25 protein-coding genes and 1 pseudogene are annotated in these 24,255 nt (G+C 68.8%); 10 read left to right on the top strand and 16 right to left on the bottom strand.

Annotated elements, in window-relative coordinates; genetic code table 11:
- Positions 1-37: 37 nt before the first annotated feature.
- Both OHA17_RS04535 and OHA17_RS04540 read right to left on the bottom strand, forming a co-directional pair.
- Positions 38-319, bottom strand: a complete 282-nt coding sequence (locus OHA17_RS04535; RefSeq protein ID WP_406504260.1) for a hypothetical protein — start codon at positions 317-319, stop codon at positions 38-40.
- A gap of 169 nt (positions 320-488) precedes the next feature.
- A complete protein-coding gene (locus OHA17_RS04540) occupies positions 489-1,379 on the bottom strand; it encodes a LysR family transcriptional regulator (protein WP_406504261.1) in 891 nt (296 codons plus the stop codon).
- Between the two features lie 106 nt (positions 1,380-1,485).
- On the opposite strand from OHA17_RS04540, the gene OHA17_RS04545 reads away from it, so the two are divergent.
- Positions 1,486-1,851 (top strand): YybH family protein, encoded by a 366-nt coding sequence (locus OHA17_RS04545; protein ID WP_406504263.1) that lies wholly within the window; start codon positions 1,486-1,488, stop codon positions 1,849-1,851.
- Between the two features lie 84 nt (positions 1,852-1,935).
- On the opposite strand, the gene OHA17_RS04550 is transcribed toward OHA17_RS04545, so the two are convergent.
- Positions 1,936-2,337: a VOC family protein gene (locus OHA17_RS04550; RefSeq protein WP_398873194.1), complete on the bottom strand. Its 402-nt coding sequence runs from the start codon at positions 2,335-2,337 to the stop codon at positions 1,936-1,938.
- A 192-nt stretch (positions 2,338-2,529) separates the two neighbouring features.
- On the opposite strand from OHA17_RS04550, the gene OHA17_RS04555 reads away from it, so the two are divergent.
- The gene (locus OHA17_RS04555; RefSeq protein ID WP_406504266.1) at positions 2,530-3,201 is read left to right on the top strand and encodes an NADPH-dependent FMN reductase; all 672 of its coding nucleotides are present in this window, start codon (positions 2,530-2,532) and stop codon (positions 3,199-3,201) included.
- A gap of 321 nt (positions 3,202-3,522) precedes the next feature.
- On the opposite strand, the gene OHA17_RS04560 is transcribed toward OHA17_RS04555, so the two are convergent.
- The 3 genes from OHA17_RS04560 to OHA17_RS04570 all read right to left on the bottom strand — a co-directional run bounded on the left by OHA17_RS04560 (position 3,523) and on the right by OHA17_RS04570 (position 5,239).
- A complete protein-coding gene (locus tag OHA17_RS04560; protein ID WP_406504268.1) occupies positions 3,523-4,254 on the bottom strand; it encodes a ubiquinol-cytochrome c reductase iron-sulfur subunit in 732 nt (243 codons plus the stop codon).
- Positions 4,244-4,891, bottom strand: a complete 648-nt coding sequence (locus OHA17_RS04565; protein ID WP_406504270.1) for an RNA polymerase sigma factor — start codon at positions 4,889-4,891, stop codon at positions 4,244-4,246. The genes OHA17_RS04560 and OHA17_RS04565 overlap by 11 nt, the downstream gene beginning before the upstream one ends.
- Positions 4,892-4,960: 69 nt before the next feature.
- Positions 4,961-5,239 (bottom strand): hypothetical protein, encoded by a 279-nt coding sequence (locus tag OHA17_RS04570; protein WP_406504272.1) that lies wholly within the window; start codon positions 5,237-5,239, stop codon positions 4,961-4,963.
- Positions 5,240-5,803: 564 nt separating this feature from the next.
- Here OHA17_RS04570 and OHA17_RS04575 point away from each other — a divergent pair.
- Genes OHA17_RS04575 through OHA17_RS04585 form a run of 3 tightly spaced genes read left to right on the top strand, consistent with a single transcriptional unit; the run spans position 5,804 to position 8,700 of the window.
- On the top strand, positions 5,804-6,184 hold the full coding sequence (locus OHA17_RS04575; RefSeq protein WP_406504273.1) for an acyl-CoA thioesterase: 381 nt from the start codon (positions 5,804-5,806) through the stop codon (positions 6,182-6,184).
- A 39-nt stretch (positions 6,185-6,223) separates the two neighbouring features.
- Positions 6,224-7,759 (top strand): acyl-CoA dehydrogenase family protein, encoded by a 1,536-nt coding sequence (locus OHA17_RS04580; RefSeq protein WP_406504275.1) that lies wholly within the window; start codon positions 6,224-6,226, stop codon positions 7,757-7,759.
- Entirely contained in the window at positions 7,756-8,700 is a 945-nt protein-coding gene (locus OHA17_RS04585; protein ID WP_406504277.1) for a DMT family transporter, read from the top strand. The genes OHA17_RS04580 and OHA17_RS04585 overlap by 4 nt, the downstream gene beginning before the upstream one ends.
- A 152-nt stretch (positions 8,701-8,852) precedes the next feature.
- Here OHA17_RS04585 and OHA17_RS04590 read toward each other — a convergent pair whose 3' ends face one another.
- Both OHA17_RS04590 and OHA17_RS04595 read right to left on the bottom strand, forming a co-directional pair.
- Positions 8,853-9,080, bottom strand: coding sequence for a hypothetical protein (locus tag OHA17_RS04590; protein ID WP_406504279.1), 228 nt, complete (start codon positions 9,078-9,080; stop codon positions 8,853-8,855).
- On the bottom strand, positions 9,050-10,672 hold the full coding sequence (locus OHA17_RS04595; RefSeq protein ID WP_406504281.1) for a class I adenylate-forming enzyme family protein: 1,623 nt from the start codon (positions 10,670-10,672) through the stop codon (positions 9,050-9,052). Before OHA17_RS04595 ends, OHA17_RS04590 begins: the two co-directional genes overlap by 31 nt.
- Before the next feature lie 240 nt (positions 10,673-10,912).
- Between OHA17_RS04595 and OHA17_RS04600 the strand changes: the two genes are divergently transcribed.
- Positions 10,913-11,500 carry a DUF2975 domain-containing protein gene (locus OHA17_RS04600; RefSeq protein WP_406504282.1) on the top strand — a complete coding sequence of 196 codons (588 nt, stop codon included), beginning with the start codon at positions 10,913-10,915 and terminating at the stop codon, positions 11,498-11,500.
- Positions 11,500-11,733 carry a helix-turn-helix domain-containing protein gene (locus OHA17_RS04605; RefSeq protein WP_406504284.1) on the top strand — a complete coding sequence of 78 codons (234 nt, stop codon included), beginning with the start codon at positions 11,500-11,502 and terminating at the stop codon, positions 11,731-11,733. The genes OHA17_RS04600 and OHA17_RS04605 overlap by 1 nt, the downstream gene beginning before the upstream one ends.
- 72 nt (positions 11,734-11,805) lie before the next feature.
- Here OHA17_RS04605 and OHA17_RS04610 read toward each other — a convergent pair whose 3' ends face one another.
- The 3 genes from OHA17_RS04610 to OHA17_RS04620 are packed head-to-tail and all read right to left on the bottom strand — an operon-like array spanning position 11,806 to position 14,401.
- Positions 11,806-12,657 (bottom strand): aldo/keto reductase, encoded by an 852-nt coding sequence (locus OHA17_RS04610; RefSeq protein ID WP_406504286.1) that lies wholly within the window; start codon positions 12,655-12,657, stop codon positions 11,806-11,808.
- 38 nt (positions 12,658-12,695) lie between these two features.
- Entirely contained in the window at positions 12,696-13,376 is a 681-nt protein-coding gene (locus OHA17_RS04615; RefSeq protein ID WP_406504288.1) for an alcohol dehydrogenase catalytic domain-containing protein, read from the bottom strand.
- Between the two features lie 47 nt (positions 13,377-13,423).
- A complete protein-coding gene (locus tag OHA17_RS04620) occupies positions 13,424-14,401 on the bottom strand; it encodes an aldo/keto reductase (protein WP_406504289.1) in 978 nt (325 codons plus the stop codon).
- A 218-nt stretch (positions 14,402-14,619) separates the two neighbouring features.
- Here OHA17_RS04620 and OHA17_RS04625 point away from each other — a divergent pair, with 218 nt between their 5' ends.
- Complete coding sequence (locus tag OHA17_RS04625; protein ID WP_406504291.1) at positions 14,620-15,528, top strand: helix-turn-helix transcriptional regulator; 909 nt, start codon at positions 14,620-14,622, stop codon at positions 15,526-15,528.
- A gap of 21 nt (positions 15,529-15,549) precedes the next feature.
- Here OHA17_RS04625 and OHA17_RS04630 read toward each other — a convergent pair whose 3' ends face one another.
- Entirely contained in the window at positions 15,550-16,965 is a 1,416-nt protein-coding gene (locus OHA17_RS04630) for a DHA2 family efflux MFS transporter permease subunit (protein ID WP_406504293.1), read from the bottom strand.
- Between the two features lie 47 nt (positions 16,966-17,012).
- Positions 17,013-18,608, bottom strand: a complete 1,596-nt coding sequence (locus OHA17_RS04635; protein WP_406504295.1) for a flavin-containing monooxygenase — start codon at positions 18,606-18,608, stop codon at positions 17,013-17,015.
- Positions 18,609-19,060: 452 nt separating this feature from the next.
- Between OHA17_RS04635 and OHA17_RS04640 the strand changes: the two genes are divergently transcribed.
- Entirely contained in the window at positions 19,061-20,425 is a 1,365-nt protein-coding gene (locus OHA17_RS04640) for a (2,3-dihydroxybenzoyl)adenylate synthase (RefSeq protein ID WP_406504297.1), read from the top strand.
- 427 nt (positions 20,426-20,852) lie between these two features.
- On the opposite strand, the pseudogene OHA17_RS04645 reads toward OHA17_RS04640, so the two are convergent.
- Both OHA17_RS04645 and OHA17_RS04650 read right to left on the bottom strand, forming a co-directional pair.
- Positions 20,853-21,521: pseudogene (locus OHA17_RS04645) on the bottom strand (DUF4157 domain-containing protein); the annotation flags it as partial.
- Between the two features lie 150 nt (positions 21,522-21,671).
- A complete protein-coding gene (locus OHA17_RS04650; RefSeq protein WP_406504298.1) occupies positions 21,672-22,718 on the bottom strand; it encodes a glycosyl hydrolase family 18 protein in 1,047 nt (348 codons plus the stop codon).
- A gap of 71 nt (positions 22,719-22,789) precedes the next feature.
- On the opposite strand from OHA17_RS04650, the gene OHA17_RS04655 reads away from it, so the two are divergent.
- Complete coding sequence (locus tag OHA17_RS04655) at positions 22,790-23,251, top strand: type II toxin-antitoxin system PemK/MazF family toxin (RefSeq protein ID WP_406504300.1); 462 nt, start codon at positions 22,790-22,792, stop codon at positions 23,249-23,251.
- Between the two features lie 42 nt (positions 23,252-23,293).
- Here OHA17_RS04655 and OHA17_RS04660 read toward each other — a convergent pair whose 3' ends face one another.
- Positions 23,294-24,148 (bottom strand): TIGR02452 family protein, encoded by an 855-nt coding sequence (locus tag OHA17_RS04660; protein ID WP_406504302.1) that lies wholly within the window; start codon positions 24,146-24,148, stop codon positions 23,294-23,296.
- Positions 24,149-24,255: the final 107 nt, after the last annotated feature.

A 24,255-nucleotide genomic window follows, 5' to 3' on the forward strand; every position in this document is an offset into this window, starting at 1 on the left:
CGATGCGGCAGCCACAGGACTTCGCAGCAACCCCGGGTCAGAGGGCGCTGTTGTTGCAGCCCATGCTCGAACCCATGTGGGTGTTCTGCGCACCCGGGTTGCCCTCGCCGTTGAGCGCGTTGCCCAGCAGACCGTTGAGGATGCCGACCTGGCCGAGGACGTCGACGTTCAGGTCGTGCGACTTACAGTTGCTGCTCTGCCCGATAGCGAACTGGTCGCCGCCCTTCCCGCCGTCGTGCGCCTGCGCCGTGCCCGCGGCCAGCATTGCGAAGCTGCCCAGGGCAGCGACCAGGACGGCCGCCTTGCGAAGCTCGTTCATGTGATCTCCAATGGAGTGACGTGGATACGATCCGTGGCAGATCGATTCCTTACGGTCACGAAAATTAATATTAAAGCTCCCCAAACCGCCCGATGGCGCGCCGGAATCCGCCGACCTTGTTGCGGAACCACCCTGAAGTCGTAACGCATACGAACGGCCCCTCCCCGTGCTATATGGCGTCGGGCTCGGTGAACGCTCGTCGGCCGTGCACGAGTAGCTCACGTACCGCTGGGCCGTGCGTGCTCTTCCAGATCAGGGCGAGCAACGCTGGTGTTTCCACGTCATCGATGGTGCGTGCGGTGAGGCGGTCGCGGTAGCTCGCGGCCATCGAGTTGCTGAGGACGGCGACGCCGAGCCCGCGGGCGGCGAGGTCGGCGATGGCGTCCGCGGCGCTGGCTTGCAGCGCGATCGCGGGGTGGAGGTTCTGCGCGGCGCAGGCACGGTCGAACACCGTGCGCAGGCCGGTGCCTGGTGGCATGCACACGATCGGGTGGGCGACCAGGTCGCGCAGCGTGACCTGCCGCTGTTCGGCCAAGGGGTGCCCGGCCGGAACGGCTACGACGAGCCGCTCGCTGATGATTGTCAGCGCGTCCAGCCCATCAGGGGTGGCGGTCGCGGTCCCGATGAGAGCCACATCGATGGTGCCGGCGCGCACCCCCTCGACGAGCCGGTCGGAGCCGTCCTCCAGCAGGGAGATCTCTACACGGGGATGCGCCTGGTGGAACGCGGAGAGAGCGTCGAAGAGCGGCGTGAGAGTGCAGCCGATGACCATCCCGACCGTGAGCCGACCGCGGATCAGATCGGTGACCTCGTCCACCGCCTGGCCGACCGCGCCGGCTGCGGCGAGCGCCGCGCGGGCGTGTTCGAGCGCGGCCTTTCCCGCGACCGTGAGGGTGACGGTGCGCGCGGACCGGTCGAAGAGCTCGGCGCCGAGTTCACGTTCCAGCTGTCGGATCTGGGCGCTGACGCCGGACTGGCTGATGTGCACCCGCTCGGCCGCCCGCGTGAAGTTCTGCTCTTCGGCGACCGCGACGAAGTATTCCAACTGCCTCAGGTCCATGACTGGAGATTCTACTTACCGGAAGAACCATCTGTTGGACTTCTGATGAGCCGACGACCAGGCTGGGAGTCACAGCAGCCCGACGCAGGAGAAGAGGCAAGGAACCATGTCGGAATACGAGAAGGCCATGCGCCCCGAAGACATCACGCGCTTGTTCGTCGAGCGGTCCAACGCCGGTGATGCGGCCGGGGTCGCCGCGCTCTACGAAGAGAACGCGGTGATGGCCTACCCGCCCGGCAGCGAGACCGTGGGCCGGGAGGCGATCCGTGCGCTGTGGGAGAAGGTGCTGGCCAACCGTCCCCGCTTCGAGCCGGAACAGCCGCTGCCGACGCTGATCAGCGGAGACATCGCCCTCACCTCGACCCCGCCGAAGGACGGGACCGGAGCCCGGGCGCAGGTCGTCCGGCGCCAGCCCGACGGAAGCTGGCTGCGCCTGCTCGACCAGCCCGAGTTCGTCCCACCCGCCCGCTGATCCAGCCGGTCCTCGCGGGACAACGCCGGTCATTCATCAGGAGGCGTCGGCGGCGGGCGGCGTGAGTCCCGCTCGCCGATGTGGTCAGGCGACCAATTCACTGATCTCGAAGAGATGCCCGTCGGGGTCGCGGAAGAACGCCCGGATCTCGTAACCCCGATCCACCGGCGGAGTCAGGAAATCCGCCCCCCGCGTCCGCAGGGTTTCGTACGCGCCACGGCAGTCACGTACCCGAAAGATCAATTCAGCGCTGACCCGGTCGGCGTCCGCGGGCGGCGCCATGGTCACGGTGGGCTTGTCCTCGGTCGGGCCGCCACCCTCGACCAGGAGCATCCACGCTCCCAGCATGCTGAGCACGCACGCGGACCCGTACTCACGGTCGACGCGCGCCCCCAGCACCTGCTCGTACCACCGGCGCGAGGCCGCGACGTCGGAAACGACGAGCAGCCGGGTCATCTCCATGTCCTCGGCCGGAAACACGCTCATGGGATGACGCCTCCTCGCGACGGGTCCCACCGCTCGGGGGCCGTTCCCTCCCATACTCGGGCCTTGCGCCCGTCGCGCCACCGGAGCAGCATGCCCTCGCCGAGTCGCCGGTGGTAGGGGGACGAGCCACCATGGGCAGGGCGGCCCTCGCACGCCACCGTCGTCCCTTTCGACACGTGGAGGTCCGATCCCATGACCACAGATACCGCGCACGGGGCAGGCCACGATCTTGTGAGAGTGCTCGTCTTCGGGGCGTCGATGCGTGCCGATTCCCTGAACGGCCGTCTTGCCTCGCTGGTCGCCAAGCTGGTGGAACGTGCGGGCGCGACAGTCGACCTCGCCCATATGCGGGAGTTCTCCATGCCGGTCTACGACGGGGACGTCGAATCGGCCGAGGGGCTGCCGCCCGGCGCGCTGGCCCTGCACGAGCGCCTGAAGGCATGCGACGCGTTCGTCATCTCCGCTCCCGAGTACAACGCATCGGTGCCTGGAGTACTGAAGAACGCCGTCGACTGGGTGTCGCGCGTCAAGCCTCAGCCGTTCAAGGACAAGCACGCGCTTCTCGTTTCGGCCTCGCCCTCCATGGTCGGAGGCAACCGGGGGCTGTGGGCGCTCCGGGTCCCGTTGGAACACCTGGGCACCCGCGTGTATCCGGACATGTTCAGTCTCGCCAAGGCGCACGAAGGCTTCACCGAGAGCGGTGACTTGGCCGATTCCGGACTCCAGGAGCGCCTGGCGGACGCGGCGGCCTCCTTCCTGCGGCTGGTGGAGGCCGACACCCGTTACGTCTGTCTGCGCCGCCGCTGGTACGAATTCCTGGGCGACGGTACGGACGCGCCCGTCACACAGCGCGCGCAGGACTGATCGCCTTCCACGGCCCCGCACCCGGCCCGGTCACGTTGTCACCGTCACGGTGCCGTGCATGAAGGGGTGGGTCGTGCACAGGTTGACGGAAACGGAGCCAGCGGCAAAAGGGCTCTTGCCGCCGGCTCCGGTCTGCCGGGAACCGCTCTCCGCAGGTGCGCCGGCGCCGGGCATCGCAGAGTGCCCGGCCGGCGCGGACGCGCTCCCACCTCCCAGCCCATGCCGACTTGTCCGGCGTGCGGGATTCGGTGTGCGCATCTGATTCCCCCGTATTCGGCCCGCCCCTGCGGCGAACCCGGCAGGCCCCCCGTTGTGCGGGCCTCACCCTTGAATAGGAGGCGGGGTTACACCTGATGGAGGCGGCACGTACACCTGGACCTGTCCATCCGCCTCACGCACCGCGATCCGTGGCAACGCCGCGAGGTGGATGGGGAGTTGGTGGTGCAGGACTTCGCCGGTGACCGCAAAGGCGGAGTTGTGGCACGGGCAGTCGAGCTGCCGAGCCGCTCGGTCCAGAACGAGCGCACAGCCTTGATGGGTGCACACCCCGGAGACGGCTCGCAACCGGGCGCCGTCACGCGAAACGAAGCCGGACACGGCCCCGGTCGCGAAGCCGCGCACCGCACCGCTGGGAAGGTCGGCGCCGGCGGCGACCGTCCGCCACTCCCCTCGGTTCGGCTGGAGCGTCGCCGACGCCGAACCTCCTTGCTCCGTCGGGCCCGTGGCACCACCGTCGAGCGATCGCCCCACGATCACACCAACAGCCGACGCGGCCACCAGCGCTCCACCCTGCACGACACGCCGGCGGGTACTGCCCGGTCGCCGCTCCGCCACGGGACGAGCCCCTGGCTTCCCCTCGGCCATCTCTCGGGCAAGTCGTGCATGCAGCGCGCTGACGAACTCCTCGCGCGGTACGTCGCTCCCCGGCCGGGCCGCCCGCAGGGTGATGGCCGTGCGCAGCACCTCGGTGTCCTGCGGCCGGGTCCGGAAGGGCCGCGGCCGGCCCGACCGCAGCAGCGCTTCGACGTAGCGCCACAACGCGTCAGAGCTCATCGCCCTCGCCCTCCTGCCCCGCGGCCGGTGCCGTGCCACGGGCCGCGTGGCGCAGTGCCCGGTGCTGGAGCACCTTCGCGTTGGTCACGGACACTCCGAGTTCGGCTGCCGCCTCCTTCACCGATCGTGCTTCCAGGAAGCGGAGTTCGAGGATGCGCCGGTACCGCTCCGGGAGAGCGTCGAGTATCGCCCGAGCCCGCTGCGGCGCGTCCGACATCTGGCCGGAAGGCTCGCGTACCGCGAGCTCGTCCAGGTGGTCCGCTGCCAGCGTCGTCACCTCGTGCCCCAGCACGCGCCGCCAGTGCGCGGCAAGAACCGTGCGGGCGGTGGCCAGTAAGTAGGCGCGCACCTCAGGCACGGTGGCCGTGGTGCGCAGGGGGCCGAGCGCGGCGAGAAACACCTCCGTGGTCAGGTCCTCGGCGTCCATTCTGTTGCCGACCCTGGAGAACATCACCCGGAACACCAGGCTCACGTTGTCCCGGTAGACCGATTCCCAGTCCGCGTACACCTCACCGCGCACGAGCCGCAGCCGCTGCGCATCCGCGTCGGCGGCCGGCCCGTCCCGGTCCCGCAAGCGCGCAGCGACGTCCCGGCCGCCAGGTTCGCGCCCGCGTAGTTTCGGTCGGCGAATCGCCATGCCTCACCATCCCGGCCCACCGCTCCCCCAGGGCAACGGCCTTCCCCCACAAGGAGATAGCAGGGAGGGTTACACCGTGGGGCGGGTCAGAACAGCTCGTAACGGACCGGATCGTCGGGGAGCGTGACGTGGAGGCCCTCCTCGCATCACCTGGCGGGCCGCCATCAGGAGTCCGCCGAACGCCGCGACGCAGGCCAGGCCGTACCCCGCCATGTAGTCCGCGGCGCTGATCGCCCCGCTGCGCGACCGGACGATGACGTACGCGGCGCCGCCCGCCGTGAGCAGGATCGCGCAGTAGGCGAGCACGAAGAGGTGGGCGAGGAGGTAGCCGAGCCGATGGGTGGTCATTGCGAGATCAGGGTGTCCACACGGCCCTCGGCAAGCTCGGCAGCATCTCTGACAGGGCGTCAGCCGCATGCTGGGCCCGCCACCACGGGCTCGCGACGACCCGCCGCGCGGCATCCCGGATAACCGCGCGGACTCCCTCGCCGCCGCGTGGCGGCGTCACGCGATTCAAGCCACTTTGAGGTTTATTTGAGGTCGGACTTAGGTGCCATATGCAATTAAAATACTTCCAAGAGTGCGCCCGGATCAGTAAGTTTTAAGTCAAAGCCAGCTGCCACTTTCCAACGACCATGAGCTTGATGCAAGATGCACGTGCTGACGAAATGCCTCTCTTCGAGAGGGCGGAAACCGCGCCACACTCCCCCACCGAAGTATTCACCCACAAGCCGATGGAGCGCTTCCATGCCCATGGGATCGACTGCGTTCATCTGAAACTTCACGGGTGGCGAGCCGCCTTTTCAACCCAACACTGGCTTCCTCCGAAGTATGGGGCGGCCGGCGCCTGGGTGTCCGGACGATTCCCACCCAGCCCATCCAGCATCGCGACCAACCACAGAAGGGCAGAACATGAAGGTGACGATTTCGCCGCGCTTCTCCGAAGTCGACGTACTCGGCCATGTCACCAACTCCGCAGTACCGGTCTGGTTCGAACATGGCCGGTTGCCAATTTTTCGACTGTTCAGCAAAGAACCGAACATGCGCGACCTCGCGCTCATCCTGCGCCGGTACGAGATCGACTTCACGCGACAGATCTTGGCGTCCGTCGACGTCGCCATCGAGACGAAGGTGACGAAGATCGGCAACACCTCGATCACCATCGAGCAGATCGCCACGCAGAACGGCGCGGAAGTCGCAAGCGGCACCTGCATCATGATCCACTTCGATTACGAAAGGGAAGCCACCACCAGCATCCCGGATCATCTGCGGGCCGAATTGAGCGCACTGTAGCGCCGGAACCAATTCGCCAACCGAGATTGGACCACTATCGTGAGCGTTTCACCCAACCCACTAATTGACCTTGGCTCGCCGGAATTCCTTGACAATTTTCGGCGCGGTATCGACGAGTTCGACAGTGCACGACTGCCGCAGGAGCCGTTGTCCCGGGAAAGTCTGCGAAAGCTGGTCGACTTAGGCATCTACCTGCCGGCCATCCCTCGCGAATACGGCGGCCGGGAAAGCCACCGGGAGATGTGCGAGGTCATCGAAATCATGTCCGAGCGCAACCTGCCGCTGGGCATGTACACAATGATCGTGACTGTCCTGTTCCTCCGCAACGTTTCGGCCAGCGGTGATGACCTCCTGAAGAAGGAGGTCTTCGACGATTTCGCCAACAACCCCGTCATCGGCGGTCTCGCTTTCACCGAACCGAGCAGTGGCTCGAACCTCGCGCGCATGGAGACCACGTACCACGACGACGGTGACGAGTACCGGATCACTGGGACCAAGCACTGGCAGGCGTTCAGCGAGCAGGCGGACTGGTGGATCATCTGCGCCAAGCATCCGGAGCGCAAGGAGTTCGCCTACTTCGCCCACAAACGATCAGACGGCGGATTCGTGACCACCGAGGTCTACGACAGCCTGGGGCTGAAGAACCTCGGATACGGACTGAACACCCTGGACCTGCGCGTGCCTCGCCACTACAGGCTGACCAAGACCAGGGAACGCCTGGGCGACGCCGCCGAGATCCTCTGTGCGTCCCGGTTCAGCAAGGCCGCCATGGGCAGCGGATTCCTGCGCCGGTTGCATACCGAGGCCCTGCGCCAGGTCAGTACGAGGAAGATCGGTGACGGCACGCTGCACGACATCGACTACGTGCGGTACAAAGTCAGTCGCATCAAGCAGAACTACGTCGTGTGCAATGCACTGTACCGGCAGCTGATGCTGGCGGAGAATTACCTTGCCGACATGGAAAACAGCATGTTCGCCTCACTTGCGACCAAGGTGCTGGCTTCCGAGAGCATGCTGGAATCGGCTATCGACTACCAGCAGCTGTGCGGCGGCGACGGATATCGGACGGGCGCGCCGGATAACATCGCCGCGTACGCCCTGCTCGACGCGCGCGTCTACACCGTTTTCGACGGAACGAATGACCTGCTGTGCCAGCATCTGGCCAATCTGTTCCTGCAGCAGTTCCAGCGGTCCGGGCTCCGATCCCCGTTGGAATTCATCGGCCAGTTCGTATATCTGGAAGACGCGTTCCTCCACCTCACCGACATCAATATCAGCTATATCGCCGACGCGTCCTCCCAGGACAAGGTCGTGATCCTGGGCCGCATCCTGTCCAGGATGTACGGAATCAGTGCGCTGCAGAAGTCATCCCAATCGGCCGCGCCCAACGCTCGGCTCGCCGTGGACAGCGCCGACTACCCGAAGGCGATCGCAGTGCTGAAGAACGAGATCGTCGGCCTGGTCAACGAGTACGAGCTGGCCGGCCGCCTCGCCGAAACCCAGGCGGCGTCGGGTGAGATTCGTCCGCGTGCCGCCATGATCGCTGCCGGCTCCAAGGTTGGAATGCACCAGTGACGGGCGAGAAAAGGAATCTCAGGGTTTCGCTCATCGCGTTAGTGTTCGTCATCATCTACGGATCTGGATTTGTGGGCGGTCGATATGGCCTGCCCTATGCGGAGCCCTTCTACTACCTGGCCATCCGGTTCGGCGCGACCGCGGTCATCCTCTTCACCCTCATCATATTCCTCAAGGTCAGCTGGCCAAGATCTGGTTATGTCCACCTCATCCTCAGTGGCATCCTGCTGCAGGGTGTGTTCTCCGTCGGGGTGTTCTACGCGCTCTACCACGGAATGACCCCCGCGGTCTCGGCGCTGATCATCGCGCTGCAGCCAATTCTGGTGTGGCTGATGGTCTCCGTCGTGACCGCGAGAAAGGTCCGGCTTCTTTCAGTGCTGGCCCTGATCGGCGGGCTGGCCGGTGTCGCCATCACGGTGTACCGGGGCCTGGAGTCGTCATCCGGGCTCACTCCGACCAATGTCGCCTTTGGTTTCCTCGGCCTGCTGGGCCTGTCCACCGGGCAGTTCTACTACCAAGTGAAGAACCCTGGCGCACACCTGTTGATCAATGGATTCGTCCAGTCCGGCTCGTCGGCCGTTGTCATGCTCGTCGGCGCACTGATCTTCGAGCGGGGCGTCATACGGTGGACACCGCAACTGCTCCTTTCGGAACTGTGGATGTCGGTCGGTGTGTCGATCGGTGCGCTCAGCTTGCTCTTCGTCTTGATGCGTTCGGAGAGCGCGGACCGGGTGGCGTCGTACTTCTACGGCGTACCGATCGCCGCGGGGCTGATCGCCTGGCCGGTGCTGGGCCAGCGCCCGACCATGTCGGAGATCATCGGGTTCGCGGTCATCGTGGTCTCGATCGCCGTCTTCAACCGCAGCAGCAGGCCACCGAGCGGCAAGGACGCTGCCGCGGTGCCGGTGGAAAACTCCGTGGCGGTGGCAGACCGCCCCTGAGTTCAGGCGCACTCCCGGGATCTGGACGTGCCGGCCGCGAGACCCTGAACTCGCAACCGGCGTCGCGGTTGCGCCTCTTGTTCCGGCGAGAGCTCCACCCGCAACGGTCCTGCCACGACACCTCTCTCCGGCAGGACACATCACCATCCGCATCACACTTCACCAAGATTGCTCAGGAGGGTCGGGGACTGGAAACGGGGCGGAAGCCACCGTGCCAGTCCCCGGCGCTGCGAGGCGAGGATGGTCGGCTCCGCGAGCAGGTCGTCGACGATCCCCAGCCGGGTGCCGGGAAAGCGTTCGTCAACATCCTTTCCCAGCAGGCGATCCGCGCCTTCGGCAGCAGCGGCGCCTACGACGTGTGCAAAGCCGCGCTCGTCCACGCGGCGCGCAGGGCCTTTTTGTCCACCTTGCCGACCTTGGTCGTCGGCAGCTGGGACAGCAGCACGGTCTTGCGGGGCCTGTAGAGCTCTCCCAGTTCGGCGGTCACCGCGGCGCCGACCTCGTCCGGGTCGATGTCGGCACCTTCGGCCGTGGCCAGGAAGATCTGTACGGCCTCCCCGTACTCCTCGTCCGGCACGCCCAGCGCCGCCGCGTTGCGCACGCCGGGCAGGGTGAGCAGGAAGTCCTCCAGGACGCGGGAGTAGACGTTGTCGCTGGTGCTGCCGGTGACGATGATGTCCTTGGCACGGTCGACGAGATAGAGGTATCCCTCGGCGTCGAGATAACCCATGTCACCAGTGCGCAGCCAGCCGCCCTGCAATGCCTCCGCGGTGCGCTGCGGGTCCTCGTAGTAGCCCAGCATCACCGTCTCACCCCGCACACACACCTCCCCGACCTGCCCCACGGGCAGCGCCACCGCGCTGTCTTCACCACGGACCTCGATCTCGGTGTCGGATATCGCGCGGCCGCAGCTGCGCCAGAGCTCCGGCCGCTGGGCTCCCTCCGAGGCGAGGTCCTCCGCACCGAACGCGGCGATGCCGAGCCCCTCGGACTGCCCGTAGCCCTGGCTGACCACCGGCCCGAAGACCTTGACCGCCTGCTGCAGCCGGCTGGGCGACGAGGCCGCGCCACCGACGACGATCCGCCGCAGCGCAGGGAGGGCACCCACCGTGCACTCCGGGTGGTCGAGGAGCGCGTACAGCATCGGCGGTACGAACATGGTGGTGGTGATCCGCTCCTCGCGCAGCACCTTCAGTGCGGCACCCGCCTCGAACTCGGGCAGCACGACAAGGGCGGACCCTGTCACCAGCGCCTGGATCGAGGTGAGGTGGCCGCTGCCGTGGGTGAGCAGCGTGGAGGCGAGCACCCGGTCCGTGCCCGGGTTCATGGCCGGGAAGAACGCGGAGCCGGATCCCTGTGGGCCGTCTTCCACCGAGGCCACCAGCATGTTGTAGAGCCGGTGGCTGTGTGCGGCGAGCTTGGGGCGGCCCAGGGTGCCGCCGGTGTAGAGCACGGTGACCGGCTCGTCCGCGCCCGGGGCCCGCACGTCCTCGGGGCGCACCGCCGGGCACTCGGCCGCCAGGGCCAGCAGGTCCTGGCACTCCAGCTCGCACGGACCAAGGCTGACCAGCACGGGGGCGTGGACACTGCGGCCGGCCGCATCGGCAGCCCGCGCCGCGAACAGCGGATCCGTGACCACCACACGCGCACCCGACTGCTCGACCAGCGCGGCAAGCTCACCCGGCCCCGGCTCCGGCGGCAGGAACACCACACGACAACCGATCAGATGCACCGCAAGCTGCACCAGAACAGAGTCCACACGATTGGCCAGGAACAGCCCCACCCCGTCGCCGGGCGCGAGCCCCTGCCGACGCAGCGCCTGCCCCAACCTGAACAGCCGCCGCCGGGCCTCGGCCCGACTCAGCCGCTGCGCACCCTGGACGAGCGCCTCGGCATCCTCATCCTTGTGCCAGTGCTCCAAGATGCGGTCCACGTACGTCCGGGGCGATGTTTCCTGTGCGTTAACGATCATGGACACATGCAAACATGCCGCTCGGGAGCCGCATCTCGCAGGGGGGCAACTTCGGCCATCGGCTGGCGGAGTGGGCAGCCGAATTTTCATCCCCGTACATCGAGGCCCGCGGCCGAGGTGGCCTCGTCAGCGGCCTCGCTATCGACCTCGCCGTCGACCTCGCCGTCGGTCCGAACTTGTCGAATATCGATATGCTCCGCTAGCGTTGGGCATATCGAAAGTCGATAGGGAGGGCATGCGGTGAACACACGGCTCACAAGGATCCTGGCCCCGGTGACCTTTGCGTTGGCGATGCTCTGCGGGCTCACCTTCATCGGCACCGCGATCACGCACATACTCGACGACGGGGCGGTCTGCGTGCAGACGGGATTCTGGCGCAATGGCTCACTGCCACCCGACAGCCTGCCGATCGGCCAGGGCGTGCAGGCGTCCAGCACAGCCACGCGCCTCTGCCAGGACAGCCCCTCCGCGGCTCAGCGCGCCGCCGACCTCGGGGGCGAACTCCCCTGGCTGCTGTTCGGCTCCCTCTCGCTGCTGCTGTTCTCCCGCCTGTTGAAGGCGGTCCTGCTCCAGGGGCCGTTCACCGACGCGGTGTCGCGACGGCTCTCCGTGCTCGGCTGGTTCGTTGCCGTCGGCACGCCGCTGGCGGGTCTGGTCGTCGGCTGGTCGCAGTCGTGGCTCGTCGGGAGCATGACGCCGATCGCGGGTTCCGGGCCGACGGTCTCCGGGCCGCAGGTGCTCGTCCTCGCCGGCCTGACCGCAGTGATCATGGGGAAGATCATGCGCGAGGGCGTGCGCATGCGAGAGGACCTCGAAGGGACCATCTGATGCCCGAAGAGGAACGCCACGGGATCCGGGTCCACCTCGACCACCTGCTCTCCGAGCGCGGTATGACGCTCACCGAGCTGTCCGCGCAGGTGGGCATCACCGTCGTCAACCTGTCCGTGCTCAAGAACGGGCGAGCCAAGGCCATCCGCTTCTCGACCCTGTCGAGGATCTGCGATGTCCTTCAGTGTCAGCCGGGAGACCTGATCACCCACGACCCGGCTGAGCCGACCTGACCAGCCATCCCACGGCGGAGTCCGCCGAGGAGTGCCCGGGCTGTCCCTCAGCATCCCGTCGTGGCGAGGCCGTCACGCGTCGAGGCGGTGCCCGCCCAGCCTGGCGACGATCTCGGGGTCTCGGTGGTCGAAGAACAGCGAGCTGCCGGTGTCGAGGGTGGCGATCTGCGCCATCTGCTCGTCGGTGAGCCGGAAGTCGAAGACGTCGAAGTTCTCCGCCATCCGTTCGGCGCGTACGGACTTGGGGATGGCGATGACGCCGCGCTGGGTGAGCCAGCGCAGCACGACCTGCGCCACGGACTTGCCGTACTCCTTGCCGATCTCGGCAAGGAGCGGGTTGGTGAACAGGTCGTTCCTGCCCTCGGCGAAGCCGCCCCAGGACTGGATCCGCACCCCGTGCTCGCTCATCAGGGCCTGGTAGTCGGCGCGTTGGAAGAACGGGTGGGTCTCGATCTGGTTGACCGCCGGGACGATGTCGTTGTTGACGATCAGGTCGAGCAGCCTGTCGGGGTAGAAGTTGGCGACACCGATCGCCTTGGCCAGCCCCTCGCGGTTGAGGGCCTCCATGGCGCGCCACTGGCCGTAGACGTCGCCGAAGGGCTGATGCATCAGGTACAGGTCGAGGTGGTCCAGGCCCAGCTTGTGCAGCGAAGTCTCGTACGCGCGGCGGGTGTTGTCCTCGGCGGGAGCGTCCTGCACCCACAGCTTGGTGGTGACGAACAGCTCCTCGCGGGCGATACCGCTGGACTTGATGGCGCGGCCTACGGCCTCTTCGTTGCCGTAGGCGGCAGCCGTATCCAGCAGGCGGTAGCCCGCGGCCAGCGCATCCGACACGGCGCGCTCGGTGTCCTCGGCGGGGATCTGGTAGACGCCGAAGCCGAGCAGCGGCATCTCGACGCCGTTGTTCAAGGTCGCGTACTGCATGGGGGATTGTCCTTTGCTGAGAGTGGAGGTGGGGGCGGTCAGGGGGTGATGAGCGCCTTGAGGACCTGGCGGTCGGCCATGGCCCGGTAGGCGTCCGGAGTCTGGTCGAGGGTGAAGGTGCGGTCGAAGACGCGGCCAGGAGTGATGGTGCCGTCCAGGACGTCGGGCAGCAGCTGCTCGCCGACCGCGCCGTCCCCGACCACGAGCACCGCATCGCCGCGGCCGACTCCGGCGGTGACAGCCCCGTGGTGGCCGGTGGTCATCGCGTCCGACAGCGCGAGCAACGACGGCAGCAGCGCCGAATCGGCGGCCACCGGCAGCTTCACCAGGGTGCCGTCGGCATAGGGGACGCGGACGTCTTCGCCCTGCCCGCCGTCCACGCCGTCGAAGCCGTACCGGCCGCCGCCTCGGCACGAGATGTGCAGGCCCTTGGCGCAGTAGTCGCAGGTGTTGCCGCTGTAGGTGAACGGGGCGACGACCAGGTCACCCGCCTTCAGGCCCCTCACGTCCGTGCCCGTCTCCTCGACGACGCCGAGGAACTCGTGGCCCATGGGGCGGCCGGTGTCGGTGGCGGGCATCGACCGACAGGGCCACAGGTCGCTGCCACACACGCACGCGGCCACCGTGCGCACCACCGCGTCGGTCGGCTCGACGATCTGGGGGGCGAGCCGGCCTTCGACGCGGACGTCTCCGGCTCCGTACATCACTGCTGCACGCATGAGGGGTTACTGCTCCAAACGGGGGTCGTGCGGGGCGGTGCGGGTGATCAGCGTTCGAGCAGCCGCGCCTGTGCTTCGGTGTGGGTGTCGCCTGCGGCGGGCGGCAGGCTGCTCAGCTTGTCCAGTTGCTCGCTGGTCAGCGAGACCGTGTCGGCGGCGGTGTTCTCCTCCACCCTGCTGACGCGCTTGGTGCCGGGGATCGGGGCGATGTCGTCGCCCTGGGCGAGCAGCCAGGCCAGCGCGACCTGTGCGGGCGTGGCGCCGGCCTCGGTGGCCAGGGCCTTGACCTGGTCGGCGAGCGCCAGGTTGTGCTTGAAGTTCTCGCTGGTGAAGCGGGGGTTGTCGCGCCGGAAGTCGGAGGCGTCGAACTGGTCGGTGGAGCGGACGGTGCCCGTCAGGAAGCCGCGGCCCAGCGGGGAGAACGGCACCAGGCCGATGTTCAGCTCCCGCAGGACGGGCAGGACGCGGTGCTCGACGCCGCGGGTCCACAGCGAGTACTCCGATTGCACCGCGGTGACCGGCTGGACGGCGTGGGCGCGCCGGATCGTGTCCGGGCCGGCCTCCGAAAGCCCGAAGGCGCGCACCTTGCCGGCGGTGATCAGTTCGCCGACGGCGCCGGCGGTCTCCTCGATCGGCGTGTTCGGATCCACCCGGTGCTGGTAGTACAGGTCGATGTGATCGGTTCCCAGCCGCTTCAAGGAACCCTCGACGGCGGTGCGGATGTTGGCCGGGCCGGAGTCCAGGTTCCTGGCGCCGTCGCCGCCGTGCGAGACCAGGCCGAACTTCGTGGCCAGCACCACCTGGTCGCGGCGCCCCTTCAACGCCCTGCCGAGCAGTTCCTCGTTGGTGTAGGGGCCGTAGATCTCGGCGGTGTCGATGAGCGTGACGCCCAGTTCCAGCGCCCGGTGCACGGTCCTGATCGACTCCGCGTCATCGGTGCCGGAGCCGGTGTAGCCGTGGGACATGCCCATCGCGCCCAGGCCGATCCGAGAAACCTCCAGGTCACGCAGCTTGATGTAGCGCATTTCGTCCTCTCCGGTTCGTGGCGTCGCCCGGCACCCTCACTCTCGCCCGGTCCGACAGGCCGTGCCTGCGGTAGCCGACGGTGGAAACCGGGGTGCCGGGTCTTGCTCCCTCACCTTCGCCCGGATCGCGCCGGTGTGGCAGGGCGGGCCCTTCGGGGGTCACGACAGGGCCCCCCTCCCGCCCGCGCAGCGGGTGCCCAGCGGGTGAGACTGGAGCCATGGCATCGATGAGCGCGCACAGCGAGGGCGCAGAGCTGGGCCGCTACCTGCGCGCCCGCCGCACCCAGACCACCCCCGAACACGTCGGCCTCACCGTCGGCGCCGGCGTCCGCCGCACCCCGGGGCTGCGCCGCGAGGAAATCGCCACCCTCGCCGGGATCAGCATCGACTACTACGTGCGCCTGGAACGCGGCAAGGAGACCCGCCCCAGCCCCGCCGTCCTCGACGCGCTCGCCCGCGCCCTGCGCATGGACGACCAGGAGCACCAGCACCTGCGCGAGCTCGCCGCCCGCGCCGCCCGCTACGTCTGCGAACCGCCACCCGCACCGAGCCGTACCGTGCGCCCGCATCTGAAGCTGCTGCTCGAATCACTGCGCCCGAATCCGGCGTACGTCATCAGCCGCAGCATGGACATGCTCGCCTGGAACCCCGGCGGCCTCGCCCTCTACGCGGGCCTGGACGACTGGCCCGTCAACCACCGCAACCTGGCCCGCTACTTCTTCCTGCACCCCGCCGCCCGCGACCTGTTCGCCGACTGGGACCGGCAGATCGCCGCCTGCGTCGCCCGCCTGCGCGCCATCGCCGGCACCGCACCCGACGCCCCCGATCTGACCAACCTCGTCGGCGAACTCCTTCTCAAAAGCCCCGACTTCGCCGGTCTCTGGGAGCGCTACGAGGTGACCGGACGCAAGCCCGCGCACAAGACGTTCCACCACCCCCAGGTCGGCACGCTCACCCTCACGCCCCAGTCCCTGCACGTGGAAGGCACCCCGGGCCAGCGCATCGGCGTCTACACCGCCGAACCCGGGACCCCCGACCACGACGCCCTGCTCCTGCTCGACATGACGGCACCGCTGCCGACCGAACGCCCCGCGTCCGCCCCGAAAGCCGGCGGTCAGCAGCCGTAAGCCCTCATGCCGTACGGGAATTCAGTGCTGCTGCGCGGAGCTGATCCCGCGGCGCTGTGCCAAGGCGAGCTCCGCCTCGTTGCGCAGCGGCTCTTCGGAGGTCGCGAGCGCGAGCCCAAGTCCCACGATCATGAGGGGAACCGTCCAGAAGAAGACCGCTTGGTAGGCGGCGACGCTCTGCGCCAAGCCGGGCCTGGACGACCCGAGTGCCCCGGTGAGGATGGCGCCGAAGAGCGCGGCGCCGAAAATGCTCCCCAGAGATCTGAAGAAGTTCAGCACTCCGGTCGCCACGCCGAGGTTCTCGTGGTCCAGTGCGTTCTGGCCGACGATGAGGCAGACCTGGACGAGGAATCCGAGGCCGATGCCCGCGGCGGCCAGCGGGATCATCAGAGATCGGGGGCTGGTGCTCTGGTCGGCCTGGCTGACGGCGGTCATCGAAAGGCCGACGAGGACCGTTCCGACGACGGGGTAGAGCTTGTAGCGGCCGGTTCTGGTGATGAGCGTTCCGGAGATCACCGCGGCGACGACCAGCCCGAGCAGCAGGGGAATCAGATAGAGGCCGGCGGAGGACGCCGACCGGTGCTGGACGGTCTGCAGGAACATCGGGACGTAGAGCATGCCTGCGAACAGGACCATGCCGGTGAGCAGGAACTGAGCCGTCGCCAACGTGAAATTCGTCGAGCGGAAAAGACGGAGCGGGGTGATCGGTGTGGTGGCCCGGCGCTCGACGAGCAGGTAGCAGGCGAGGCACAGGAGAGCGAAGGCGGCGAGGGCCAGGATGAGGGGCGAGCCCCATGGATGGGCGTGCCCGCCCCAGGTGGCGATCAACACCACGGACGTGGTGAACGCGGCGGCCGTCAGTGCTCCGAGGAGATCGACCCTGCCGCTCCGCTCGGGCAGGGGAAGGCGGAGCCGGGCCGCGACGGCGAGGAGGGCGACGATGCCGATGGGCACGTTGACGTAGAAGATCCAGCGCCAGGACAGTCCGTCGGCGAACGCTCCGCCGAGCACCGGGCCGGCCACGAGCGCCACGGCGGCGACCGCGCCCAGGAGGGCCTGGAGTCTCACTCTTTGACGCGGCGGTGCGAGGTCACCGGTGATGGCCATCACCAGCGATGTGATGCCTCCGCCGCCAATGCCCTGGAGGGCGCGGGAGAACGCCAGCACGGTGAGGCTCTGCGCCAGCCCGCTGAGCAGGGATCCCACGAGGAAGACGACGATCGAGAACTGAAAGATCCTCTTGCGTCCGTACATGTCCCCGAGCTTGCCGAGAACCAGGGCGGTGACCGAACTGGGGAGGAGGTACGAAACCGCGATCCAGGAACTGCCGCCGGTGTCCGCCCTCAGGTCACCGGCGATGCTCGGCAGTGCCGTCACCACGATCGTCTGGTCGAGATTGGCCATGAAGAGCGCCAGCATCAGCGGGATCATCAGCATGATGACGGCCTCCGGATTCCATCGTCGGTGCGTGGCATCTGTACGCGCTACTTCTTGGAGTCGGCACGCGAAGACGCACCCGGGCCAGGGGCCTCGTCGTGGTCGTGAGCGCCGTTGCTGCCCGTCCGGGCCTCCCCGGTGCGATCTTGCGCCGGTACTTTGGCGCCGTGGGGTGGGAACCACGTGTAGCGGTGGGGATCGAACGCGTGGAGCTGCCGCCGCAGTCGCCGGGTCGACCAGGGCCAGCAGAACGTGTTCACGCCGGCAGAGCTGAAGTAATAGCTGGAGGGTCCCGCCGTGTTGTAGACGGTGGTGCTCAACGCCGCTTGCAGAGCGGTGTTGTAGGCCTCTTCCACCTCGGGCCGCACCTCCATGGCGGGGTGGTTGCTCCGTCCCAGGTGCGTCAGCGCGTCGGTGATGTAGCGCAACTGTGCTTCCAGGACGGTAGGGACGGCGACGTTGCCGTTGAGGATGTTGGGGCCGAGGAGAAGGAAGAGGTTGGGATATCCGCTGACGCTGGTTCCGAGATAGGCGCGTCGGCCTTCGTGCCACGTCTCGTCCAGCGTCATGCCCTGAGTTCCGTACACCTGACGCGCGAGGGGTGTTTCGCCGATCTGGTAGCCGGTGGCCAAGACGATGACGTCCGCGCCGACTTGTCGCCCGTCGGCCCCCACGACGGTGCTGCCCTCGATGTGTTCGGCGCGGGTGGGGTGCAGGCTGACGTTGGGGGCCGAGACCGCCGGGAAGTAGGTGTCGGAGGTGAGGAGCCGACGGGCTCCCAGCCTGTGCCTTGGCGTCAGCGCCTCGCGTAAGACACGGTCGCGGACGCATCGGCGCAGATACAGGCGCGCCCCGGCCTCCAGCGGAGGCAGCAGCCAGGGGTGACGCAGGGCCAGGCCGATGGCCTCTTGCGTCCAGTGGTGCATTCCCCGTACCAACCGCCGCGCCGTGGGCCGGCGTTCCAGCAGGCTGCGGACCTTCGCGGGCAGCGCATAGTCCGGCTTGGGCAGGACCCACGGGGCCGTGCTCTGGAATACGTCGATGTGCGCGCCGCGGCGCTGGAGTTCGGGGAGGAACTGCACGGTGGAAGCCGCGTTGCCGACGACGGCGATGCGGCGGCCCGTCAGTTCGGCGCCGTGGTCCCATCGGGCCGAGTGGAAGACGGGGCCCGGGAAGTCCGCCAGGCCCGGGATGTCGGGGTACCGGGGCTGGTGCCAGGGGCCCGTCGCCATGACCACGAATCTCGCCCTGTACTGACCCCTTGTCGTGGTCACGAGCCAGCGTCGCCCGGGCTGATCCCACTTGCAGGCCAGCACCTCGACCCCGTAGCGAATGACGTCGTCGCAGCCGTGTTCGGCAGCCGTGTCCTGGAGATAGCGCAGGATTTCCGGCTGAGCGGCGAACGTACGCGTCCACGCGTGCGGCGCGAAGGAGTACTCGTAGAGGAACGACGGCACATCGCAACCGCACCCGGGGTAGGCGTTGTCCCGCCAGGTGCCACCAAGTCGTTCCGCCTTCTCCAGCACGACGAGGTCGTGGAACCCGGCCCGGCGCAGGGTGGTGGCCGCGGCCAGCCCGGACAGGCCGGCGCCTACGACGAGGACCCCTACCTCGCGCGTGGTCTCCACTGTCCCGCTCTCCATCACACAGCCTCCCGGGCCATTGCGTCAGCAAACGACGCGCAACGTAGCAGGGGCCGCGCATGGCGGGAGCCGTTCCTTTGTGCAGTCGGGAGGGTCCCGAACCCCGCTACCAGCGGGCTCTCATCGATGGAACGTTCCTGCCCGGAGGGGAGATTGACCCATCTGTGTAGTGCATGTCCATGTCCGTCGTTGCCACCCACGAAGTCGAGGCGCTGCCCGCCTCCTGCTGGATCCACTGGCCAGCGTTCGCGAAGTTCCTGCTGGTCAGCGGCGCCCCTTGGACCTTCTGCTGAGCGAATGCAGCGTCCCTGGTCGGGAAAGCGCATTGAGCTCGGGGGTGGCCGAGGGGTTGGATTGCCCGGGTCGAGACGGCGGGGCCGGGGTCGCCCCCTGCATCGAGCGGGCCGGGGCCCGACCCACTCGGCCCGTACGGAAGGAAGCGAGTGGCGCCTATGCTCAACGGTTGCACGCCCTGGCCCGAGGAGTTCGTCGACCGCTACTGGATGTCCGGGCACTGGCGTGGCTACACCCTCGACGACCTGCTGCGCGACTGGGCCCAGCGGTACGGACCCCGGACCGCGCTCGTGCACGGCGCCACCCGCATCACGTACGCGCAGCTCAACCGGCGCGTGGACCGCATGGCCGCCGGGCTGCGGCTGCGCGGCATGCGGCCCGGGCAGCGGGTCGTCGTCCAGCTGCCGAACGTTCCGGAGCTCGTCAGCACCGTCTTCGCGCTGATGCGGGTCGGCGCGGTTCCCGTGTTCTGCCCGCTCTCCCACCGCGCGCCCGAGGTGTCCCACCTGGTGCGGGTCACCGAGGCCGTCGGCTATGTCGCCCCCTCGACGTACCAGGGCTTCGACCATACGGCGATGGCCGCCGACATCGCGGCCCAAGGGCCCTTCCTGCGACGGGTGTTCACTTATGAGCCGCCCGGCACCTCGTCGCCGTACGGCGGCTTCTCGACCGACGTGTCGAGCTGCCACTACTTCCCGCTGGGCTCCCTCGACTCGCCGCCCGGTCCGGCGCTCGCGCGGAGCGCCGGCGAGGTGGCGCTCTTCCTGCTCTCCGGCCGCACCGCCGGGACGCTGAAGGTCATCCCGCGTACCCACAACGACTACGCCTACCAGGCGCGGGCCGCCGCCGAGCTGGTGTCGCTCACCGAGAACGACGTGTATCTCGCAGCCCTGCCCGCCGAGTCGAACTTCGCCTTCGGCTGCCCCGGCATCCTCGGCGCCCTCTCCGTCGGTGCCACCGTGGTCCTGGCCGACACCCCGGAACCCGCCGAATGCCTCCCCCTCATCGAGCGAGAGCGGGTCACCATCACGTCGCTGGATCCCGGCACCGTCCAGCTCTGGCTCGATCAACTCTCCATGAATCAAGCCGACTTGAGCAGTCTGCGTCTCGTGCAGATCGGTGGCGCGACGCCCTTGCGACGGGCGACCGCCGAGCGGATCGGCCCCGAACTGGACTGTCGCCTGCAGCAGGTGTACGGCATGGCCGAGGGGCTGCTCACCCTCACCCGGCCCGGCGATCCGGACGAGACCGTGCTCACCACGCAGGGCCGCCCCCTCTCCCCCGCCGACGAGATCCGCATCGTCGACAGCGACGGCACGGACGTGCCCGACGGGGAGCCGGGCGAACTCCTCGCCCGGGGTCCGTACACCCTGCGGGGCTACTACCGGGCGCCCGGCCACAACGCGCGCGCCTTCACCGCCGACGGCTTCTTCCGCACCGGCGCCCTCGCGCGGCGCACCCCGGACGGCGATCTGGTGGTGACCGGCCGCCGCGCGGAACAACCGGCCGGCGAGCCCGGCTGACCCGGGGTCACCTCGTCAGCGTGCCGTCCGGGACCTCGCGGACGGTGACCTTGCTCCGCTGCCGATTCAGCGCGGCGGCCACGACGTCGCCGATGCCGTCCGGGTCGTTCAGCTGCGGGGCGGGTGACTCGGAGCGCTCGATGGCCCGCGTCAAGTACTCCGGGTTCCACGACGAGACGGCTCCGCTGACCTCGATGGACTCCACCCGGCGCTTGCCGATGCGCGCCTTGATCGCGGGCAGGATCTGGTCCGAGAACAGCTTGCCTTCCATGCGGAACAGGCTGGCATGGCCGCCCACCTTGCCGCCGTCGCGCAGGTACGCGGTGATGACCAGGCAACTGGTCACGCTCGGGTACGTGACGGTGCCGCCCGGTCCGACCTCGTCGACCTCTCCCTCGGCGATCGAAACGGCGGTGTCACCTTGGGCGCGCTGTACTGCGACTTCGGCGCGCTGTACGGCGCCATCCGCGGCCGCCTCCTCCGTGTGAGCCGCCTCGGCCCGCTGCACCGGTGCGCCCGACATCGCCCGCGTCGCGTTGGCCTCGGCTTCCTTCTCGAAGCGGTCGGAGGGGTCGGAGACCTTGAGGCCGGAGCCGTTGTCGGTGCCCGCGACCGGGCCTTGGCGCTGCTGGATGACGTGGGTCAGCTCGTGGGCCAGGGTGTGCTTGTCGGATCCGCCGTCGCCGATGACGACGTGGCTGCCCGAGGTGTACGCGCGGGCGCCGACCTCCGCCGCCGAGGCCTTGGCGGCGCTGTCGTTGTGGATGCGCACGTCCGAGAAGTCCGCGCCCAGCCGGGACTCCATGTCACCCCGGGTCGCGTCGTCGAGCGGCTTGCCTCCGCTGCGCAGTACGTCGTGGACCGCCGAGCGCTGCACCTGCGGCTCCTCGGCCTGCTGGTGCCCGCACCCGGCGCCGTGCTGGTGCTGCTCCTGTGCCCAGGGGTGCCCGGCCCGGCGGAGCAATTGCACCACGGCCGCGTTCCCCGCCGTGCTCTGCAGGGCGAGCCGCGCCCCGCCCTCGGCTTCGGGCTTTCGGGTCGGTGTGCGCCCGTTCTTCTCGGTGGCGTTCTCCATGGCGTTGTCTCGGTCGTGCAAGGGGTGCCTCTTCCCGCGCAGGATTCCAACTCCAACTCACCCTGGATACGCCCGAGTTGGACCGTCGGCCAGGTACGTGAGGGCAGCACGCGGCTGACCGAAAGGGCAGATACCCGCCTGCGCCGAACCACCGTCACGTTCCAGCCATGTTCAGGCCTTCCCCAGGACCGGCCACAGGGCCGGGTCCTCGAAGTTCAGGGCCCAGATCGTCGTGTTGCGAATGCCGTAGCGGCGCAGCACCGGCAGGTCCGCGGTGACGCCCGCGGCGTCCTGGTACCAGACCTCGCGGACGCTGTCGTCCTCCTCGTATGTGAAGTGCGGGGTCTGGGAGTCCGGGTCGAGGCGGTAGGGGGCGCCCTGCGCCACGCGCAGCGCCTCGGCCTCGCGCCAGGTGACGTGGCGGGTCTTGCCGCCGGGCACCCAGTCCCAGCCGTAGGCGGGCAGGCCCATCTCCAGCTTGTCGGCGGGGATCAGCGCGGTGGCCCGGCGCAGGATGTCGTCGTACCACTGCGGGCTGGCCAGCGGGCCGGCGCTGCCGCCCTGCCAGTGCAGGTCGTACCCCATGATGCGGACCCTGTCGGCGGCCTTGCCGAGCTCCGCGTAGTCCCAGATCCGGCCGGTGTTCGCCGTCTGCGGGGACACCGTGAGCACGCACTGCTTGCCCAACGCGTGCAGCCGTCCGCAGAGTTCCCCGGCGAAGGCCGCGTAGGCGGCGCGCACCGTCAGGTAGTCCGCCTCACCCGTCGGGGCGATCGACTCGTAGTCGATGTCGATGCCGTCGTACGACCGGCTGCGTACGAGGGCGAGCAGGGTCTCGACGTGGATGGTGCGGCTGGTGGGGTTCGTGAGGATGGCCGCGAGCTCGCCGGATTTCATCGTCTCCATGACCGTCGGCACGACCTTGATGCCGGCCTGGTGGAGCCCGTCGATGATGCGGGTCTCCCCCGCGCCCGGGTGGCCGTCGATCTTGTCCGCCGCCTTCGCCTGGTACCAGAACGGGCTGACGGTGTGCAGTTGAGCGGCGTGCCGCAGGGCGTCCGCGTACCCGCCCTCCTGGTCCCAGTACGGGAGCCAGCCGGAGACGGTGCGCGGAAGCGGCTCGTCGGCGGATGCCCGGGGCTGGACGAGGGCGGTGAGCAGCGCGGCGGCTGCGCACAGGACGACGAGGCGCAGGCGTGCGCCGGAGCGAAGGATCATGGGCCCGAGCCTGCGGCCCGCTCGGCGTACCCGCTCTGCGGGTTGGGCCGTACAGGCCCTACGGTGTCCGGATGACTGCGTATGTCGACGACCACACCGACCGTCCCCCGCTGCCCGGCCAGAGCGGCCCGACGGCCACCACCGAGGCCGATCCCCACGACATGGGGGCGGTCCGCATGGGCTACGCCCCGGACCGCGACGGCGACCCCGATCCCGGCGAGATCGTCTGGACTTGGGTGCCTTTCGAGGAGAACGACGGGCGCGGCAAGGACCGCCCGGTGCTTGTGGTGGCCCGCGAGGCGGCCGGCACGCTGCTCGCCGTGCAGTTGTCCAGCAAGCGGCACGACCACGACCGCGAGTGGGTGCCGATCGGCGTCGGGCCCTGGGACCGGGAGGGCCGCGAGTCCTGGGTGGACCTCGACCGGGTGCTGCGGCTGCACGAGCGGGGCATGCGGCGTGAGGCGTGCGCCCTGGACCTGCCCCGCTTCACCCTGGTCGCGGACCGGCTGCGCGAGCGGTACGGCTGGCGCTGAGGCCATTCGGGTCGACGCGTTCGGGTCGACGCCGACGCGCCGCTATCGCTTGAAGGCCGCCTCGAAGGCGCCCAGGGTGGTCCGATCCCCCGTCCGGTCCAGGACCGCGAAGACGACCTCGTCGAAGTGGCCCGCGAACCGGCCATCGCCGGTGAGGTGGTCGCGGAACGCCGCGGCCACCCGCCCCGGGTCGTTCCGGAACACCCCGCACCCCCAGGCCCCGAGCACCAGGCGCCGGTAGCCGTGCAGGGCCGCCGCCTCCAGTACGCGTCCGGCGCGCGCGTCGAGCACGGGCCCGATGCGGTGTGCCTGTTCGGGTGTACGGGTCCTGATCACCCCGGCGTTCGGGGCGGGCGAGGTCAGGAATCCGGCGAGGTAGGGCGCGTCGAGGAGGCGGCCGCGGTCGTCGCGGAACACCGGGACGCCGGGCGAGTGGATGACCCGGTCGGTGTAGAACACGTCGCGGTCGCCGCGGTGGTGGGCATAGAAGTCCGGTGCGCACAGCAGCGTCGCATACAACGCGGACGAGCGGCAGAGCGCCTCCTCCTGGGCCTGGGCGCCGTTGAGGAAGCCGCCGCCGGGGTTGCGTGCGGAGGCGAAGGTGAGGACGGCGACCTTCCCGGACGCCCCGGCTTCGCCGACCGCCCCGGCCTGCCCCGCCTCGCCCACCAGCCGCCTTGCCGCGTCCAGGCTGCTCTCTCCCGTCACCTCGACGCGCGTCACGCGGTCCCGGTCGGGCGTGACGGCGAGCGGCTCCGGGCCGTGCAGGGTCGTGCCCGCGAGGGCGGCGGCCAGCGGCTGGGCGATCGACACGGTACGGCCGGTCTCGCTCTCGTACCGGCCGGTGTCGGTGATCTCCACCGTGCGGCGCGCGATCCCGCGCAGTCGTGCACTCATGAGGTGCATCGTGAACGTCCGCGGAAGATTGTCGCAATCGAATATCCGTCCGAGCAGGCGCTCTTGTGCGATGCGACGCCAGAGTCTTAGGTAGGACGGCATGTGCA

The organism is Streptomyces sp. NBC_00212 (assembly GCF_045206365.1).
GTDB lineage: Bacteria > Actinomycetota > Actinomycetes > Streptomycetales > Streptomycetaceae > Streptomyces.